This window comes from Ensifer sp. YR511 (assembly GCF_900103045.1).
GTDB lineage: Bacteria > Pseudomonadota > Alphaproteobacteria > Rhizobiales > Rhizobiaceae > Ensifer > Ensifer adhaerens.
This window is the reverse complement of record NZ_FNGR01000036.1, coordinates 46,398-62,283: the sequence shown is the minus strand read 5'-3', so window position 1 is coordinate 62,283 and position 15,886 is coordinate 46,398. Positions and strand designations below refer to the sequence as shown.

At 60.7% G+C, this 15,886-nt stretch carries 17 protein-coding genes; 12 read left to right on the top strand and 5 right to left on the bottom strand.

Translation table 11 applies throughout. The features are described 5' to 3' along the window. Window positions 1-157: 157 nt before the first annotated feature. Together adhP and BLU15_RS33200 are read right to left on the bottom strand one after the other, a co-directional pair. The gene (gene adhP, locus BLU15_RS33205; protein WP_090301283.1) at window positions 158-1,183 is read right to left on the bottom strand and encodes an alcohol dehydrogenase AdhP; all 1,026 of its coding nucleotides are present in this window, start codon (window positions 1,181-1,183) and stop codon (window positions 158-160) included. A gap of 60 nt (window positions 1,184-1,243) precedes the next feature. Continuing rightward, a complete protein-coding gene (locus BLU15_RS33200; protein WP_090301282.1) occupies window positions 1,244-1,909 on the bottom strand; it encodes a CBS domain-containing protein in 666 nt (221 codons plus the stop codon). A gap of 355 nt (window positions 1,910-2,264) precedes the next feature. Between BLU15_RS33200 and BLU15_RS33195 the strand changes: the two genes are divergently transcribed. The 7 genes from BLU15_RS33195 to BLU15_RS33165 all read left to right on the top strand — a co-directional run bounded on the left by BLU15_RS33195 (window position 2,265) and on the right by BLU15_RS33165 (window position 9,161). After that, window positions 2,265-3,419, top strand: coding sequence for an amidohydrolase (locus BLU15_RS33195; protein ID WP_090301279.1), 1,155 nt, complete (start codon window positions 2,265-2,267; stop codon window positions 3,417-3,419). Window positions 3,420-3,533: 114 nt separating this feature from the next. Continuing rightward, the gene (locus BLU15_RS33190; RefSeq protein ID WP_090301277.1) at window positions 3,534-3,815 is read left to right on the top strand and encodes a hypothetical protein; all 282 of its coding nucleotides are present in this window, start codon (window positions 3,534-3,536) and stop codon (window positions 3,813-3,815) included. A 325-nt stretch (window positions 3,816-4,140) separates the two neighbouring features. Beyond that, the gene (locus tag BLU15_RS33185; RefSeq protein ID WP_090301275.1) at window positions 4,141-5,229 is read left to right on the top strand and encodes an ABC transporter ATP-binding protein; all 1,089 of its coding nucleotides are present in this window, start codon (window positions 4,141-4,143) and stop codon (window positions 5,227-5,229) included. Window positions 5,230-5,262: 33 nt separating this feature from the next. Then, the gene (locus tag BLU15_RS33180; protein ID WP_090301271.1) at window positions 5,263-6,561 is read left to right on the top strand and encodes an ABC transporter substrate-binding protein; all 1,299 of its coding nucleotides are present in this window, start codon (window positions 5,263-5,265) and stop codon (window positions 6,559-6,561) included. A gap of 125 nt (window positions 6,562-6,686) precedes the next feature. Continuing rightward, entirely contained in the window at window positions 6,687-7,601 is a 915-nt protein-coding gene (locus tag BLU15_RS33175; RefSeq protein ID WP_090301270.1) for an ABC transporter permease, read from the top strand. 1 nt (window position 7,602) lies between these two features. Beyond that, window positions 7,603-8,424, top strand: coding sequence for an ABC transporter permease (locus BLU15_RS33170; RefSeq protein WP_090301268.1), 822 nt, complete (start codon window positions 7,603-7,605; stop codon window positions 8,422-8,424). Between the two features lie 5 nt (window positions 8,425-8,429). After that, on the top strand, window positions 8,430-9,161 hold the full coding sequence (locus tag BLU15_RS33165; protein WP_090301266.1) for an aspartate/glutamate racemase family protein: 732 nt from the start codon (window positions 8,430-8,432) through the stop codon (window positions 9,159-9,161). Window positions 9,162-9,544: 383 nt separating this feature from the next. On the opposite strand, the gene BLU15_RS33155 is transcribed toward BLU15_RS33165, so the two are convergent. From BLU15_RS33155 to BLU15_RS33150, 3 genes are read right to left on the bottom strand one after another with little or no spacing between them, the layout of a single operon-like run. Then, window positions 9,545-9,997, bottom strand: a complete 453-nt coding sequence (locus BLU15_RS33155) for a HipA N-terminal domain-containing protein (RefSeq protein ID WP_090301262.1) — start codon at window positions 9,995-9,997, stop codon at window positions 9,545-9,547. After that, on the bottom strand, window positions 9,882-10,163 hold the full coding sequence (locus BLU15_RS41050) for a hypothetical protein (protein WP_371590270.1): 282 nt from the start codon (window positions 10,161-10,163) through the stop codon (window positions 9,882-9,884). Before BLU15_RS41050 ends, BLU15_RS33155 begins: the two co-directional genes overlap by 116 nt. Continuing rightward, window positions 10,070-10,306: a hypothetical protein gene (locus BLU15_RS33150; RefSeq protein WP_371590266.1), complete on the bottom strand. Its 237-nt coding sequence runs from the start codon at window positions 10,304-10,306 to the stop codon at window positions 10,070-10,072. Before BLU15_RS33150 ends, BLU15_RS41050 begins: the two co-directional genes overlap by 94 nt. A gap of 385 nt (window positions 10,307-10,691) precedes the next feature. Between BLU15_RS33150 and BLU15_RS33145 the strand changes: the two genes are divergently transcribed. The 5 genes from BLU15_RS33145 to BLU15_RS33125 all read left to right on the top strand — a co-directional run bounded on the left by BLU15_RS33145 (window position 10,692) and on the right by BLU15_RS33125 (window position 15,886). Then, window positions 10,692-11,519 carry a phosphogluconate dehydrogenase C-terminal domain-containing protein gene (locus BLU15_RS33145; protein WP_090301260.1) on the top strand — a complete coding sequence of 276 codons (828 nt, stop codon included), beginning with the start codon at window positions 10,692-10,694 and terminating at the stop codon, window positions 11,517-11,519. A 110-nt stretch (window positions 11,520-11,629) separates the two neighbouring features. Continuing rightward, window positions 11,630-12,571: a D-ribose ABC transporter substrate-binding protein gene (locus tag BLU15_RS33140; RefSeq protein ID WP_090301258.1), complete on the top strand. Its 942-nt coding sequence runs from the start codon at window positions 11,630-11,632 to the stop codon at window positions 12,569-12,571. A 68-nt stretch (window positions 12,572-12,639) separates the two neighbouring features. After that, complete coding sequence (locus tag BLU15_RS33135; protein ID WP_090301256.1) at window positions 12,640-13,284, top strand: DUF2291 family protein; 645 nt, start codon at window positions 12,640-12,642, stop codon at window positions 13,282-13,284. Further along, the gene (locus BLU15_RS33130; protein WP_090301254.1) at window positions 13,281-14,822 is read left to right on the top strand and encodes a sugar ABC transporter ATP-binding protein; all 1,542 of its coding nucleotides are present in this window, start codon (window positions 13,281-13,283) and stop codon (window positions 14,820-14,822) included. The genes BLU15_RS33135 and BLU15_RS33130 overlap by 4 nt, the downstream gene beginning before the upstream one ends. Beyond that, window positions 14,822-15,886 (top strand): ABC transporter permease, encoded by a 1,065-nt coding sequence (locus tag BLU15_RS33125; protein ID WP_090301252.1) that lies wholly within the window; start codon window positions 14,822-14,824, stop codon window positions 15,884-15,886. Before BLU15_RS33130 ends, BLU15_RS33125 begins: the two co-directional genes overlap by 1 nt.

The following is a 15,886-nucleotide window of genomic DNA, read 5'->3' as shown; positions in this document are numbered from 1 at the left end:
TCGAAGCGCGCCAATAGGCGTCCATCAGGCGGAGTTCGTCGGCCGACAACGGTGCTGCTGATTTTCCGGATGCCGTCTCTTTCATCGATGCTGTTGCAGGCGTAGCCATCTGGAACTCCCGAATACTAGGTTGAAAATTCTTCTCGCCTTATATGAGCTAGTGGAGTTTCATCACGATGCGTCCGTCGATCTTGCCTTCTTCCATTCGATGGAAGATGTCATTGATGCTCTCCAGGCTCTCCCAGGAGAAATGCGGTGCAACTTTGCCATCCGCCGCGAACTGCAGAGATTCTTCGAGGTCTTGTCTGGTTCCGACGATCGAGCCACGCACGGTGATGCGTTTCAAAACGGTCTCGAAAACCGGGAGCGAAATCATCCCCGGGGGCAGGCCGACAAGTGCCATCGTGCCGCGTGACCGGAGGAAAGCAAATGCCTGCTCCATCGCCGAAGGCGAGACAGCTGTAACGAGCGCTCCATGGACGCCGCCCGTTGCCTTCTGCACCTGCTCGACGGCGTCTTTCGCCTTGCCGTTCACAGTGATGTCGGCGCCCAGTTGCTTCGCCAACGAAAGCTTCTCGTCAAATATGTCGGCTGCGACGACGTTCATGCCCATCGCCTTGGCGTACTGGACTGCCATATGGCCAAGACCGCCCACACCGGAAATGACCACCCACTCTCCCGGACGGACCTCCGTCTCCTTGAGACCCTTGTAGACCGTAACGCCTGCGCAAAGGACGGGAGCAGCCGGCCCGAATTCCAGCGCATCGGGCAGGTTTCCTACAAAATCAGGATCGGCAAGTCCGTACTGTGCAAACGTGCCGTTCACGGAATAGCCGGTATTGGATTGCGAAGCGCACAAGGTTTCCCAGCCGGTTCGGCAATGCGTGCAGTAACCGCAGGCACTATGAAGCCACGGCACGCCTACTCGATCGCCTTCCTTCACTCGGCGCACACCTGCTCCAAGAGCTGAAACATAGCCAACGCCCTCGTGACCAGGAACGAACGGAGGCTTTGGCTTGACGGGCCAGTCACCGTTTGCGGCATGAAGATCAGTATGACAGACGCCCGTCGCTTCATATTTGACGAGTATTTGCCCGGGCCCCGGAGTTGGAATTTCCAGCTCCTCAAGGGCAAGGGGCGCACCGAACTGCCGAACGACAGCCGCCTTCATCATCAGTGCCATTTCATCCTCCTCGCTCGAACTCAATTTGGGGATGCGTATCGAGGTGAATAATTTGAAGAGCTATTGCGGGTACGTTTCTGAATAATGTTCCACCACGCCTCTAACGCCGCGCACGTTTTCGGCCAGGTTCCGCGCAGCCCTCCGGCAATCGGCTGTCACCACATTGCCCCACAGGTGGACGATGCCGTCTGTTACCGCGACCTTCACATCCAATCCTTCAAGGCCGGTGTTTTCGCCAATACGGACAAGGATGCTGCGTCGGATGGCCTCATCGCCCCCCGCCGTCTCATCTTGTTTAGCCGAAAGGATCGCTTGCAATAGATCTGCTCGGCTGACGATGCCGACCAGGAGATCATTTCTCAGTACCGGCACGCGCTTGATGGCGCGCTCCTGCATCAGCGCTGCCACGCGCGCGACGGATGCTTCCTCGTCTATTGTCACGGGATCAGCTGTCATGGCGTCGCCAACCCGCCAGGAGGAGCGTCGCACATAGGCATTGGCTCGTTCGTTCGCCGCACGGGTTGGGTCGGTCATCGGGATGGCACCGCCCAGCTCCGTTCGGCGGATCAGATCGCCCTCGCTGATCACTCCCACCAGCCGACCGTTGTCATCAACGACCGGGAGGCCGCTGACGTGATTGTCGAACATGGTCTGGGCCGCCTGTCTGACGCTGTTGTCAGGCGAAAGCTTGACCACCGTAGTGGTCATCACATCTCTGACGCGCATACCGAGCCATCCCCAAAATAGGATCTTGGTCGTCTTAGTGGCGACAATCTAGACCCTATCCGGCGATCGTCACAACGGTATTTCGTATTTCGGGTCACGAGTTCGTGTGTCATGATGCGACAACTGTCAGCTGAGGTTGACGACAGGATGATTTCGGCGAAATGGCAAACGCTACGGCCACTGCCAAATTCCGAGCACCGGTTTCGTCGTGGTGAAGGACTCAGGTCGCTCAGCTTAGTAAATAAGGACCTAGGTGACGAACCAAGGTCTGCAATTGATGCCGGTTAACGCTGTCCCGCGGCCGAAGCCGTTTATCCGCTGGCTGCGAATGTCTGCTTGGGAGGGGAGGTCAACATTGTATCTGATTGAGCCGGAACTGGAGGCGCTTGCTGCCTTTCGACGTGGCCTGCACCGGCGGCCGGAAGTGTCGGGTGAAGAGCGGGAGACGGCGGCAACGATCGTTGCGGCGCTGGCTGAGACTAAGCCAGATGCTGTCATGACGGGCCTTGGCGGGCACGGGGTGGCGGCGGTCTATGAAGGGCGCGAGCCGGGCCCGTCTGTGATGGTGCGCGCCGAGCTCGACGGGCTGCCGATCGAGGAGATCTCGGAGATCGGACATCGCTCTGAGGTTCAGGGCAAGGGCCATCTTTGCGGTCATGACGGACACATGACGATCCTGATGGCGCTTGCCAAGGGGTTCGCGAAGAAGCGACCGGCCAAGGGCCGGGCGATCCTGATGTTCCAGCCGGCGGAGGAAAACGGCGCCGGTGCTGCGGCGGTGCTTGCCGACCCGAAATTTGAAGAGATCAAGCCGGATCTCGTCTTCTCGCTGCACAACTTCCCGGGATTAAGTTTTGGCCATGCCGCACTTCGCAGCGGACCGGTCAACTGCGCCTCGCGCGGCATGCGGATTTCGCTTTCCGGCAAGACGGCGCATGCCTCGACGCCGGAGGACGGTATTGCGCCGACATTTGCCATGGCCTCGCTGCTCTCCGGGTTGACGGCGCTCGGCAACAACGGATCACTTGACGAGAATTATACGCTGGTCACCGTGACGCATGCCCGCCTCGGCGAGGCGGCCTTCGGCATCAGCCCCGGCTATGCCGAGATCTGGGCGACGCTGCGCACACTGACCGACGCGCGCATGGCCGATCTTGTCGCCCGCGCCGAAGCGCTGGTTGAAAAGGAGGCCAGTGCCGGCGGGCTGAAGGTCACGATCGGCTATGAGGACGTGTTCCACCAGTGCAGCAATGCGGAGGTCGCCGTGGCCGCTCTCGCGCGCGCCATGGACGAGGAAGGCGTCGGCCACGATCACGGCGAAGGCGTGCTGCCGATGAAGGGGTCGGAGGATTTCGGGCTTTTCGGCGGTGTGGCGCCGTCGGCGATGTTCTTCCTCGGCGCCGGCGAGAACCACGCCCGGCTGCACAATCCTGACTATGACTTTCCCGACGATTTGATCGGCATCGGCGCCAAGGTGTTCATGCGGGCGATCCGCAACGAGCTCGGATGAGGGCGGGCGGCGGACGGCCGCTTGCACGATCGTCGCGGGGACGGCACTCTCTTGGAACAAGCAACGGGGCGCCGTTTCGCGCGGCGTCCCGATTTGCTTCTGGAGGAGCACGAGATGAGGTATCTCAGCTTTCGCGTCGCGCTTTGCCTGGTGATCACCATGGCAGCGGTGTCGACCGCTCACGCTGCGGATACGCCCGTTGCCGATGCCGTTCCCGAGCCGCAACAGGCCGAGAATGCGAGCCTCAAGGATTTCATCAAGGCCAATCCGGACTGCCTGGAATTCACTGATCAGTGCTCGCACTGCGCAGTTGTCAACGGGGTTGCCGAATGCTCGACGGCGGAGATCGCCTGCATCAAGCGGGAGAACCAGTGCACGAAGCGGGCGGGTAAGTAGGGCGGGACGAATGGCATTGCATCCCTAGGCTGCCTTACGAAGCTCCGAGGTTTTCTGGAACTCGGCCAAGATATCGGGGAATTTCCGAGCGAGGTATCCCACGACGCGAGCACTAGCATCGGTAACGATATGCCGGCAATCATCCTATTGTATACATGTTTTGCGTATATTGACGACAAAACGCACATTCCCTGAGCAGAACGGGGTGATCGAGGACAAGCCGCTCAAAGGGCAGGGGCAAATTTCTCAATAAAATAGAGCCTTAGCGGGTTAGATCGAATTTGGCACGATTGATGCTTCTCGTCCGTTGCAAGGAGAAAGCATCATGTCGAAAGCCGCAGAGATAGATATCGTTTCCGTTTCGAAGATGTACGGCTCCACCACGGCCGTGCATTCCATCAGCCTGAAGATCCCCGCCGGCAGCTATTGCTGCTTTCTCGGTCCTTCCGGCTGCGGCAAGACCTCGACGCTGCGCATGATCGCCGGCCATGAGAACATCTCCTCGGGCGATCTGCGCCTCGGCAACGTCGTCGTCACCGATTTTCCGCCGGCCAAGCGCAGCACGGCGATGATGTTCCAGTCCTACGCGCTGTTCCCGCACCTCGACCTCATCGACAACGTTGCCTTCAGCCTGAAGATGAAAGGGGTCGATCGCGACATCCGCCGCGCCAAGGCGCTGAACATGCTGCGGCTGATGCAGATGGAGGCCTATGGCAAGAGGCGGCCGGCCCAGCTTTCCGGTGGGCAGCAGCAGCGCGTCGCGCTGGCGCGGGCGCTTATCACGGAGCCGGAAGCATTGTTGCTCGACGAGCCTCTGTCGGCGCTTGATCCGTTCCTGAAGATCCGCATGCGGGCCGAGCTCAAGAAGCTGCAAAAGACGCTCGGCATCACCTTTGTGCATGTTACCCACAGCCAGGAAGAGGCGATGGCGCTCGCCGACCTGATCGTCGTCATGAACAATGGCCGGATCGAGCAGGCCGCAGCACCGCGCACGGTGTTCGAGCGGCCGGCAACCGCCTTCGTCGCGCGCTTCATGGGCGACCACAATGTGCTTTCGGGAAAAGTACGGGCGGTCACCGACAGCATCGTCGAAATGGACACAGCAGAGGGCCAGGTCTTTTCGGTGCGCGACATCGCCCAGGAAGTCGGCCGGCCGATCGACATTGGCATCCGCACCGATCGCGTCCGGCTCCATCCGTCGAGCGAGAAAGGCCTGGGCTTCCAGGCCGTGGTTTCCAATATCGAATATCGTGGCGCTTCGGTGAAGCTCACCGCCATCGGCGCCGGCAGTGACGACTTCACGGTGATCGTCAGCGACGCCGAATATTTCAGGAAGCCCGTCGCGGTCGGCGATGCGGTGTCCCTGAGCTGGACCCTGGAGGACGTCGTCCCCCTCGGCCGCCTCTCCGCATGAGCTAATCAACCATCACAAGAAGGGGAACTGCACATGACGAATGAAACCAAGACAGGCAAACCGGCGCGCGGCCTGACACGCCGCTCGCTGCTCAAAACCGGTGCTGCTGCCGTCGGCGCCATCGCGGGATCGGGCGCCATCACCGGCTTCCCGACCATATGGGCGCAGAACCCGATCACGCTTCGCCAGTTCGGCACCGGCGTTTCCAACATCAACGCCATTGCCGAGAAGTGCAAAGAGGATCTCGGCATCACGCTGGAGATGACGGCAACGGATTCCGACGCCGCCGCCCAGCGCGCAGTGACCCAGCCCGACTCCTACGACATCGCCGACATCGAGTACTGGATCGCCAAGAAAGTCTTCCCGGCCGGCGTGATGCAGCCGATGGACGTGAAGAAGATCAAATACTTCGACAAGATCGTGCCGCTGTTCATCGACGGCAAGCTCAAGCCCGAAAGCGTCGTTGCGCAAGGGACCGCGCCCCACACCGTCGGCTTCGTCGAGGCGCAGGGCGACAAGACCTTCGCCAAGTCGCCGACCGATTGGATGACGCTGATCCCGACGATTTACAATGTCGACACGCTCGGCATCCGCCCGGATCTCGTCGGTCGCGAGATCTCGACCTGGGCCGACATCATGGACCCGGCGTTCAAGGGTAAAACCGCGATCCTCAACATTCCCTCGATCGGCATCATGGACGCCGCCATGATCATGGAGGCCATGGGCAACATCAAATATGCTGACAAGGGCAACATGACCACGGACGAGATCGACAAGACGATCGACTTCCTGATCAAGGCCAAGCAGGACGGCCAGTTCCGCGCCTTCTGGAAGTCCTTCGACGAGAGTGTCAACCTGATGGCCTCGGGCGAAGTCGTGATCCAGTCCATGTGGTCGCCTGCGGTCGCAGCCGTCCGCTCGAAGGGCATCGCCTGCAAGTACCAGCCGCTGAAGGAAGGCTATCGCGCCTGGGGCGGCGGCCTCGGCCTTGCCGCTCACCTTCAGGGTGCCCAGCTCGACGCGGCTTACGAATACATCAACTGGTACCTGTCCGGCTGGGTCGGCGCCTATCTCAACCGCCAAGGCTACTACTCCGCCGCCATGGAGACCGCCAAGGGCTACATGTCCGAAGACGAGTGGGGCTTCTGGGTGGAAGGTAAGCCCGCCCAGGGCGACATCCTCTCACCGGAAGGTAAGGTCATGGAGAAAGCGGGCGCGGTGCGCGACGGTGGCTCGTTCGAAGCGCGCATGGGCAAGGTCGCCTGCTGGAATTCGGTCCTGGACGAGGACCGCTACATGATCAAGCGCTGGAACGAATTCATCGCGGCCTAGTGGGTGGCGCGACCGTCCCATTGGCGCCCCGCCCCCCACCCTAACCTTCTCCCTGCCTTTGGCGAGAAGGTTAGGGTGGGGATGAGGGACAGCAACCACCCGAGGACATACCGAGAGGAACGACGATGGCGACACTTGCGACTTCGCAGTCAGGGGAGATCGGGACGGAGAAGGCGCCACGCCGCCTGGTCGCTCCGCGCGCCCTGGCCTCATACTTCCAGGCTCTGCCGCTGACCCTGATCATCGGCTTCTTCTTCGTGTTGCCGATCCTGACGATCATCGTTGTCAGTTTCTGGGACTATGATTTCGCTGGGCTCTATCCGGATTTCCTGACGATGAACTATGCCGACACGCTCGGTTCGTGGGTCACCTGGAAAACCTATCTCAACACGCTGAAATTCACCGCGCTCGTCTGGGCGCTGACGCTCGTGACAGGTTTCTGCGTCGCCTATTTCCTCGCCCTCCATGTCCGCACCAACACCATGCAAATGGTGCTCTTCCTCGTCTGCACCGTGCCGTTTCTGACGTCCAACATCATCCGCATGATCTCCTGGATTCCGGTGCTCGGCCGCAACGGCCTCGTCAACTCGACCCTGCTCGAGCTTGGGCTCATTTCGCAGCCGATCGAGTGGCTGCTCTATTCCGATTTTGCCGTCGTGCTCGCCATGGTCCATCTCAACACGCTGTTCATGGTGACGCCGATCTTCAACACGCTGATGCGCATCGACCGATCGTTGATCGAAGCGGCCCGAGACTGTGGCGCCTCCGGCTTCCAGATCCTCTGGAACGTCATTCTGCCGCTCGCCAAGCCCGGCATCGCCATCGGCTCGATCTTTGTCGTCACCCTCGTCATGGCGGACTTTTCGACCGTGCAGGTCATGTCCGGCGGCCAGAGCGCATCCGTCGCGCTGATGATGAAAAACCAGATGTCGCTGCTGCAGTATCCGGCAGCCGCGGCCAATGCGGTGGTGCTTTTGATCGTGGTTCTCTTGATGGTCGCCGCGATCCTGCGCGTCGTCGACATACGCAAGGAGCTTTGACATGGACCACGAGAAACGCGGCAAGGAATTCTACCTGCTTGCAACCTTCTTCACCCTGTTCGTGCTGTTTCTTTACGGACCGCTTTCGGCGGTGCTGATCCTCTCCTTTCAGGGGCCGGACGGCGGTCTGACCTTTCCGCTGAACGGCGTCTCCGTGCACTGGTTCTACAATCTGTTCGAAAAGCAGGCGGTCGGCGATTTCGGCGCCTCGTTCCGCCGCTCGTTCTCGCTCGGCCTCATGGTGATGGTGGTCAACGTCGTCGTCGCGCTGCTTGCGGGCCTTGCTTTCCGCCGGAGATTTCGCGGTGCGACGGCGCTCTTTTATCTGACCGTCGCAAGCCTCGTTGTGCCGTCGATCATCATCTCGCTTGGCATCGGCGTCGTCTTCCAGCAATTCGGCCTGAAACCCGCCTGGTATTCCTCCGGCTTTGGCGCCCATCTTACTTGGGCGCTGCCCTTCGGCGTGCTGATCATGTTTGCGGTCTTCAACCGGTTTTCGCCGGCCTATGAAGAGGCCGCTCGCGATCTCGGCGCGACGGCGTGGCAGACCTTTCGCCATGTGCTTTTGCCGATGATCGCCCCGAGCCTGATCGGCGTTGGTCTCTTCGGCTTCACGCTCTCCTATGACGAGTTCGCCCGCACGCTGATGACATCAGGCAGCTACAACACCCTGCCGCTCGAGATCTACGGCATGACGACGAACGTGACGACGCCGGTGCTCTACGCGCTCGGGACAGTCACGACGCTCTTCTCCTTCACCATCATCCTAGTCGCGCTGGCTGTCATCCTGATGCTGCGGCGCCGCCAGGCAAAGCTGAGCTAGGACCGATGCGCATTCTGATCGTCAATCCCAACACCACCCCTTCGATGACCGCCAAGGCAGCGACTGCTGCGCGGGCGGTCGCCGAACCCCACACGGAAATCCTCGCCCGCACATCGAAATCCGGTCCGGTCTCGATCGAAGGGCATTATGACGGTGCGATTGCGCTTCCGGGCCTGCTCGCGGAGATCCGTGACGGCGAAGCCGCGGGCGCGGACGCCGCCGTCATCGCCTGCTTCGACGATACGGGGCTTGAGGCGGCGCGCGCGCTAGCCCGCATGCCGGTGGTGGGCTTATGCGAATCCGCTGTCGCAACCGCAGCCATGGTGGCGCAGCGCTTCACCGTCGTGACGACGCTGGAACGTTCGCGGGTGCTGATCGAAAACCTGACCCGGCACTACGGCATGGCGGGCCGGGCGAAGGTGCGCGCCGCCGATATTCCCGTGCTTGAACTGGAGGACAAGTCCTCGAACGCCCTTGCCAAGCTGCGGAGCGAGATCGAACTGGCGCTTCATCAGGACGGCGCCGAGGCAATCGTGCTCGGTTGCGCCGGCATGGCGGATCTCGCCCGCATGCTCCAGGCCGACTATGGCGTGCCGGTCATCGACGGCGTGTCGGCCGCGGTCAAGCAGGCGGAAGCACTGGTGTCGCAGGGGTTGACGACCAGCAAGCGCGGCTCCTATGCAACGCCGCTGTCCAAGCACTACGCCGGCGCTGCGAGCGCATTGGCGCCGGCGTGAACATACGACGCCAAGTTCGTTTCACTTGATCTGGGCGCGCGTATCGCCGCAAAGCGATCAAGGAGTATCCGGAGGATGTCCCGATCGATGAACCCACCGAGCTTGCCGGCGAGCTCGGTCAACATCTCGCGGTGCTCGACCCGATGGAGCGATCGCCTACCAGCAACTCGAGCGCCGGGTCGGCGACAATCCCATCGATCTTCGCGCGCCGGTCGGCGGGTCTCTCGCAGACCGAGATCAACACCATCGTCAGGAGGGCGAAGATGTCCCAACTCCACCTGACGAAGCGTTGCCTCACGCAGAAGGACATGGCCGCCTTGCTCGACAGGAGCGACAAGACGGTTCGTCGCTGCTCAAGGCCATGCGCGAGAAGTTTTAGACAGCTACCGACGCTCTGGCGCCATGCTCGTGGCGGAGGAATAAAAAGCACACCCCGCACCACAGCCAGGGTGCGGGGTGACGGCCGTCACTAGGCCGGCTCTCGGAAAACTCGCATAGTTAGGGAACTCTGCTACCACGCCTTGCTTCGAACGGTGTCGCCCGCTGTTCACGAGCCAAGCAGCCAACCGCTGCCACGCTAAGTTCCCCGGGACCTTGCCCGCAGGCGCCCCCAACGGCAACACCGAGATCGATCCCGGGCAGTCGCGTCCAAGATGGAAAAGCAGCCCCGCGACATCGCTTCTTGCCGGTCCTTCGCGATCCATGACCCTCTGGAGCGGTTCATCGCGTTCTTGCAGGAGATTGTCGAAGAACGGCCGCGCATTCGGGTCTATATAGGAAGCGCGACGACGCAAAGGAAATCCGCGCTGCAAGCCCGCGTGAAGCTTGTGCAACATTCAAGCAAGTTGCCCTGCAGGATCTGGAGCAACAGTACGGCGCAATGAGAGCCGCGTTGAAATCGAGCCGGCTCACTCGCCACATGCACACGAACTCTGGAAGTTTGATAAGCCCTGCGACGGCAGTGAGCACCACGACGGCGAGGACCGCGACCGCCTTTGGCAGGTTTTCCAGCAGTCGGGTGACGAAAAGTAGGCAGATTGCCGCATGATCGAGGCGAACATCAGCGCCAACGGGCTGGGCGCTCCTGCCTTGTCGTTCACCGCCGACTGGCACAGGCCGCTGGCGACCGGATAGCCCTGTCCCATCGCGGCAAATAGGTTGGCGTCACCGATGCCAAGGACAGCAATCCAATCATCAAGATCCAGGAATGTCTTATTAGACCCTGTCGCGACGAGGATGCGGGGCCTTTAGAAGCACCATGACGGCGATTCCGCTTGCATCCCGGTCCGGTAAGGACGGACGCGTGATCGCTGCCCCATCCGCGACCCTTGACTCGAATGGCTTAGGACGACGTCTCGCAGAATAGTCGGCGAGCCCACAGGTTGATCATTTTCTGTGTAACTTATTCTCAAGGGTAGTTATTGACATGTTATACCAGTTGAGAAATATATCTCGAGAGGCCGGATGAGCGGCCCTACGAAAATTGCGCCTGACCGACCTGGTGAGGATTGCGGCATTGGGGAGATTTCTATGACATCGATCGCGCTGTTTGGTGCCGGTGGTAAAATGGGTTATCGGCTCGCCAAGAACCTTAAGGGTTCGTGCTTCGATGTGCGGCACGTCGAAGTCAGTGAGGCCGGGAAGGCGCGGCTTGCAAATGAACTCGGCATCGCGTGCGTTTCCGCAGATGATGGAATCAAGGGCGCCGACGTGGTCATTCTTGCCGTGCCCGATACCGTCATCGGCAAGGTCGCGTCTGCAATCTCCGATAAGCTGCAGCCGGGTACCATGGTCGTTGCACTCGATGCTGCGGCGCCCTTTGCGGGCCATCTGCCGGCACGCACCGATCTGACCTATTTCGTCACGCACCCCTGCCACCCGCCCATCTTCAACGATGAGACCGATCCGACCGCCAAGCGGGACTTCTTCGGCGGCATCGCGGCAAAGCAGCATATCGTGTCCGCTCTGATGCAAGGCCCTGAAACCGCCTATGCCCTGGGGGAGGAGATTGCCAAGGTCATCTGGGCGCCAGTCATGCGCTCGCACCGTGTCACGGTCGAGCAGATGGCGTTGCTTGAGCCGGGCCTTTCGGAAACGGTTTGCGCTTCATTGCTCGTCGTCATGCGCGAAGCCATGGACGAATGCGTCCGCCGCGGTGTTCCGAAGGAAGCGGCCCGCGATTTCCTGCTCGGCCACATGAATGTGCTTGGCGCGGTCATCTTTGAGGAAACGCCCGGCGTCTTCTCCGACGCCTGCAACAAGGCAATCGAATTCGGCAAGCCGGTGCTGATGAGGGATGACTGGAGGCGCGTCTTCGAGCCGGAAGAAATTGCCGCGAGCATCCACCGCATCACCTGACGAACGGCAAGATTTGAGGGCACCTTCGCCCGAAACAAGCAATCGCACGGGAGGGCCACCATCAATGGAGGGGTGGCCGAGGAAGCCTTGTGCCTAACTGGGAGAAGAATATGAAAGTTACCCGCAGACTGATCACCGTCGGCTTCGCCGCCGTCATGGCTGCAAGCGCCGCAATGCCGGCGTTCGCAGCCGATCTCATCGCCATCATTACGCCGAGCCATGACAACCCCTTCTTCAAGGCGGAAGCGGTTGGTGCTGAGGCCAAGGCGAAAGAACTCGGCTATGAAACGCTGGTTCTGGTGCATGACGATGACGCCAACAAGCAGTCGCAGCTGATCGACACTGCGATCGGCCGCGGTGCGAAGGCGATCATTCTCGACAACGCCGGCTCCGAGGCGTCAATTGCCGCCGTGAAGAAGGCGAAGGATGCAGGCGTTCCCTCCTTCCTGATCGATCGCGAGATCAACGCGACCGGCATTGCCGTCTCGCAGATCGTCTCGAACAACTACCAGGGCGCCCAGCTCGGTGCGGAAGAGTTCGTCCGCCTGATGGGCGAGAAAGGCAACTATGTCGAGTTGCTCGGCCGCGAAGCCGATCTCAACGCCGGCATTCGCTCCAAGGGTTACCACGACGTCATCGACGAGTTTCCGGAGATGAAAATGGTCGCCCAGCAGTCGGCCAACTGGAGCCAGACCGAGGGCTACTCCAAGATGGAGACAATCCTTCAGGCCAATCCCGATATCCAAGGCGTGATCGCCGGCAACGACACGATGGCCATGGGGGCGATCGCAGCGCTCCAGGCGGCCGGGCGCAAGGACGTCATCGTCGTTGGCTTCGATGGCTCGAACGACGTGCGCGACTCGATCAACTCCGGCGGCATCAAGGCAACTGTGATGCAGCCGGCCTACGCGCAGGCCCAGCTCGCGGTGCAGCAGGCGCATGATTTCATCACCACCGGCAAGGCTCCGGCGGAAGAGAAGCAGCTGATGGACTGCGTGCTCATCACCGCTGACAATGCCGACAAGCTCGAGACCTTCGCGCTCTCCCAGTAATCTTCCCGCGACTGCGCAAGGCGGGCCGATCCCCGCCTTGCGTTCACTGTTCATGACGGAGAATGGGAATGCCCAGGTTTCAGGCTGCATGCGCACTCGTGCTTGCCGGCGCTTTCGCGCTTGGCGGCTGCAAGCTCGTCAAAACGGAGGACGAGCAAAGGCAGACGGCGGCAGAGGCGTTCAATCCCGACAAGCTGGTTGCCGATGCCTGGGACACGAAGGTCGTTCCCTATCTCGAGCAACGCGCAGGTGTCTTCCAGGAGGTCTCGGCACTTACCGCACGTGACCTCAACGCTGCGGCGGAGAAGTATGGCCACAAGGAGAAGCAGGGCAACGCGCCCTGGACTTTTGCGGCAAAAATAGACGGTGTCATCGTCGGGGAAGAAACGAAATCGCGGGCGGCCTATGTCGACGTGGATGTCGATGGTGACGGCAAGGCGGATGTCCGCGTTTCGATCGGTCCCGCCATTCGCGGAACGGCACTGCGCGACAGCCTCGCATTCGTGAACTTCAACGAGTTCAAGAACCAGATCGAATGGGCGCAATACGGCAAATCGTTCAATGCCCACGTGAACGGCACTTTGCTCGAAAAGCTGCCGCGTGACGGTCTGACAGGCAAGACGATCAAGGCGACCGGGGCCTATCCGCTGCCGACCAAGGGCCAATTGCCACAATTCGTGCCCGCCACGATCACCGTCGGAGGTGGGGCATGAGCGATATGAATGAGGATGTCATTCTTGAACTCAAGGATGTCACCAAGGCCTATTCCGGCATCGTGGCGCTCAAGAAAGCCAATCTGAAACTCCGTCGTGGGGCGGTTAACGTCCTCGTTGGTGAAAATGGCGCCGGCAAGTCCACGATGATGCGCATCATCGCCGGCGTGGAACGGCCCACACTCGGCGAAATCTGGCTGGACGGCGAACTCATTCATCTCAATAGCCCCGCCGATGCGGTCAAGCACGGCATCGGTATCGTCTTTCAGGAGTTGAACCTGTTCGGCAACCTTTCCGTTGCCGAGAATATTTTTGCGACCCGCGAGCTCACCCGCGGTATCCGCGGTATCGATCACCGCGGCCAGGTCAAGAAAGCCAATGCGTTCCTCGACCGCCTGGAGGCGGGGATATCCGCGGAGACGCTGGCGGAAGATCTGCCGATCGGCCAGCAACAACTCGTAGAGATTGCCCGGGCGGTATCGCTCGACACGCGCATTCTGATCATGGACGAGCCTACCTCTGCGCTCAGTGCGGCAGAGGTCGATGTGCTGTTCCGCGTGATCGCGGATCTGAAGGCACGTGGCGTGGCGATCGTCTACATTTCCCATCGGCTGGAAGAGCTGATGCGTATCGGCGACTACATCACGGTGCTCAAGGATGGCCAGATCACCGGCCATGCCATGGTCAAGGATATCGATACGCGCTGGATTGTCCGCTCGATGATCGGCTCGGACGCCAAGGACTTTGCAAAGCAGGTCGATCACCAGCCAGGCGAAGAGATCTTCCGTACCGAAGACATCTGCCTGCCGAGGGCGCAAGGCGGCTATGCCGTTGATCACGTCTCGATTGGTGTGCGCAAAGGAGAAATCCTCGGCATCTACGGGCTGATGGGAGCCGGTCGCTCGGAACTCTTCGAATGCGTCATGGGGCGGCACGATCACTATACCGGTAAAATCTACGTCGAAGGCAAGGAACTCAAGGGAGGCGATACTACCCGGCGCATCCGTGAAGGCTTGGCGCTGATCCCCGAGGATCGGCAGCGTGAGGGGCTGGTGCAGTCCATGTCGATTGCCGACAACCTGACGATGGCGAGCCTCGGCCAGTTCCTGAAAGCCGGGTTTCACATCGACCTTGCGCGTGAAGCAAAGGCGATCGCCGATGCCATCCGCAACCTCTCGATCAAGGCGAAGAACCCGGAATTCGACGTGACGTCGATGTCGGGTGGGAATCAGCAGAAGGTTGTGATCGGCAAGGCGCTCATGACCGGACCGAAAGTCCTTCTCATGGATGAGCCTAGCCGGGGCATCGATGTCGGCGCCAAGGCCGATGTCTTTCTCACCATGCGCCGCCTGGCGGGCGAGGGGTTGGCAATCCTCTTTTCCACCTCCGATCTCGAAGAGGTGATGGCGCTATCCGATCGCATTGCGGTGATGAGCAACGGCCGGCTGGTGACGGTTATCGACCGCAAGGACGCGACCGAAGAAATGATCGTCTCGGCCTCAGCAGAGGGACACAAAACCAAAAGGATGCATGCGTGATGACGACAGCAACGCAAACTGCCGCCGCCGACGGCTTCTCCAGCGGCTCGGCGCTCCTGACGCTGATGAAGCTGAGGACATTCATCGCGCTATTTGCGGTGATAATCTTCTTCTCGATAGCCGCACCGAACTTCCTCTCGACCGCGAACATGATCCTGATGACGAAGCATGCGACGCAAAACGCGTTTCTCGCGATCGGCATGACCTTCGTCATCATCACCGGCGGCATCGACCTGTCCGTCGGTTCGATCGTCGGTCTCTGCGGAATGATCGCGGGCGGCCTGATCATGTACGGCGTGGCGCTTCCACTCGGCTACACGATGTATTTCAACGTCGTCGAGGTTGCCATCATCGTTGCGATCGTCGGTATCCTGATCGGCGCAGTCAACGGCCTGTTGATCACCCGATTGAATGTAGCGCCTTTCATTGCGACGCTCGGCACTCTCTATGTCGCGCGTGGCATGGCGCTGCTCTATTCCGATGGCCAGACCCTGCCCAATCTCACCGGGCGCGAGGACCTCGGCAATCAGGGCTTCAGCTATCTCGGCTCCGGCACGATCCTGGGGTTGCCCGTGTCTGTCTGGATCCTGATCGCTGTGGCTGCGGGGGCTGCCTATTTCGCCCGCTTCGTGCCGCTCGGCCGGCATATCTTCGCAGTTGGCGGAAACGAGCGTGCCTCCCGCATGTCTGGCATCCGGGTTAACCGGGTCAAGATGTTCGTCTATATGTTCTCCGGCTTCTGCGCGGCGATCGTCGGACTGGTGATTTCGTCGGAACTCATGGCCTCGCATCCGGCGACCGGTACCAATCTCGAACTCAATGCCATTGCAGCAGCCGTTCTCGGTGGTACATCCATGTCCGGCGGCCGTGGCACGATCGGCGGCACGATCATCGGCGCTTTTGTGATCGGCATTCTCTCTGACGGGTTGGTGATGATGGGTGTGAGTTCGTTCTGGCAGATGGTGATCAAGGGGCTGGTGATCATCGTGGCCGTCGTGGTGGATCAGGCTCAGCGCCGCCTGCAGCAGCGTGTCGCGCTCATGCAAATGGCAAAGGCGGGCTGA

Excerpts from the sequence above, each read along its gene's own strand:
- adhP (WP_090301283.1), bottom strand. The coding sequence starts at position 1,183 with ATGGCACTGATGATGAAGGCGGCTGTCGTTCGGCAGTTCGGTGCGCCC.
- BLU15_RS33200 (WP_090301282.1), bottom strand. The coding sequence starts at position 1,909 with ATGCGCGTCAGAGATGTGATGACCACTACGGTGGTCAAGCTTTCGCCT.
- BLU15_RS33190 (WP_090301277.1), top strand. The coding sequence starts at position 3,534 with ATGAGGTATCTCAGCTTTCGCGTCGCGCTTTGCCTGGTGATCACCATG.
- BLU15_RS33185 (WP_090301275.1), top strand. The coding sequence starts at position 4,141 with ATGTCGAAAGCCGCAGAGATAGATATCGTTTCCGTTTCGAAGATGTAC.
- BLU15_RS33180 (WP_090301271.1), top strand. The coding sequence starts at position 5,263 with ATGACGAATGAAACCAAGACAGGCAAACCGGCGCGCGGCCTGACACGC.
- BLU15_RS33175 (WP_090301270.1), top strand. The coding sequence starts at position 6,687 with ATGGCGACACTTGCGACTTCGCAGTCAGGGGAGATCGGGACGGAGAAG.
- BLU15_RS33170 (WP_090301268.1), top strand. The coding sequence starts at position 7,603 with ATGGACCACGAGAAACGCGGCAAGGAATTCTACCTGCTTGCAACCTTC.
- BLU15_RS33165 (WP_090301266.1), top strand. The coding sequence starts at position 8,430 with ATGCGCATTCTGATCGTCAATCCCAACACCACCCCTTCGATGACCGCC.
- BLU15_RS33155 (WP_090301262.1), bottom strand. The coding sequence starts at position 9,997 with ATGTTGCACAAGCTTCACGCGGGCTTGCAGCGCGGATTTCCTTTGCGT.
- BLU15_RS33150 (WP_371590266.1), bottom strand. The coding sequence starts at position 10,306 with ATGGGACAGGGCTATCCGGTCGCCAGCGGCCTGTGCCAGTCGGCGGTG.
- BLU15_RS33145 (WP_090301260.1), top strand. The coding sequence starts at position 10,692 with ATGACATCGATCGCGCTGTTTGGTGCCGGTGGTAAAATGGGTTATCGG.
- BLU15_RS33140 (WP_090301258.1), top strand. The coding sequence starts at position 11,630 with ATGAAAGTTACCCGCAGACTGATCACCGTCGGCTTCGCCGCCGTCATG.
- BLU15_RS33135 (WP_090301256.1), top strand. The coding sequence starts at position 12,640 with ATGCCCAGGTTTCAGGCTGCATGCGCACTCGTGCTTGCCGGCGCTTTC.
- BLU15_RS33130 (WP_090301254.1), top strand. The coding sequence starts at position 13,281 with ATGAGCGATATGAATGAGGATGTCATTCTTGAACTCAAGGATGTCACC.
- BLU15_RS33125 (WP_090301252.1), top strand. The coding sequence starts at position 14,822 with ATGACGACAGCAACGCAAACTGCCGCCGCCGACGGCTTCTCCAGCGGC.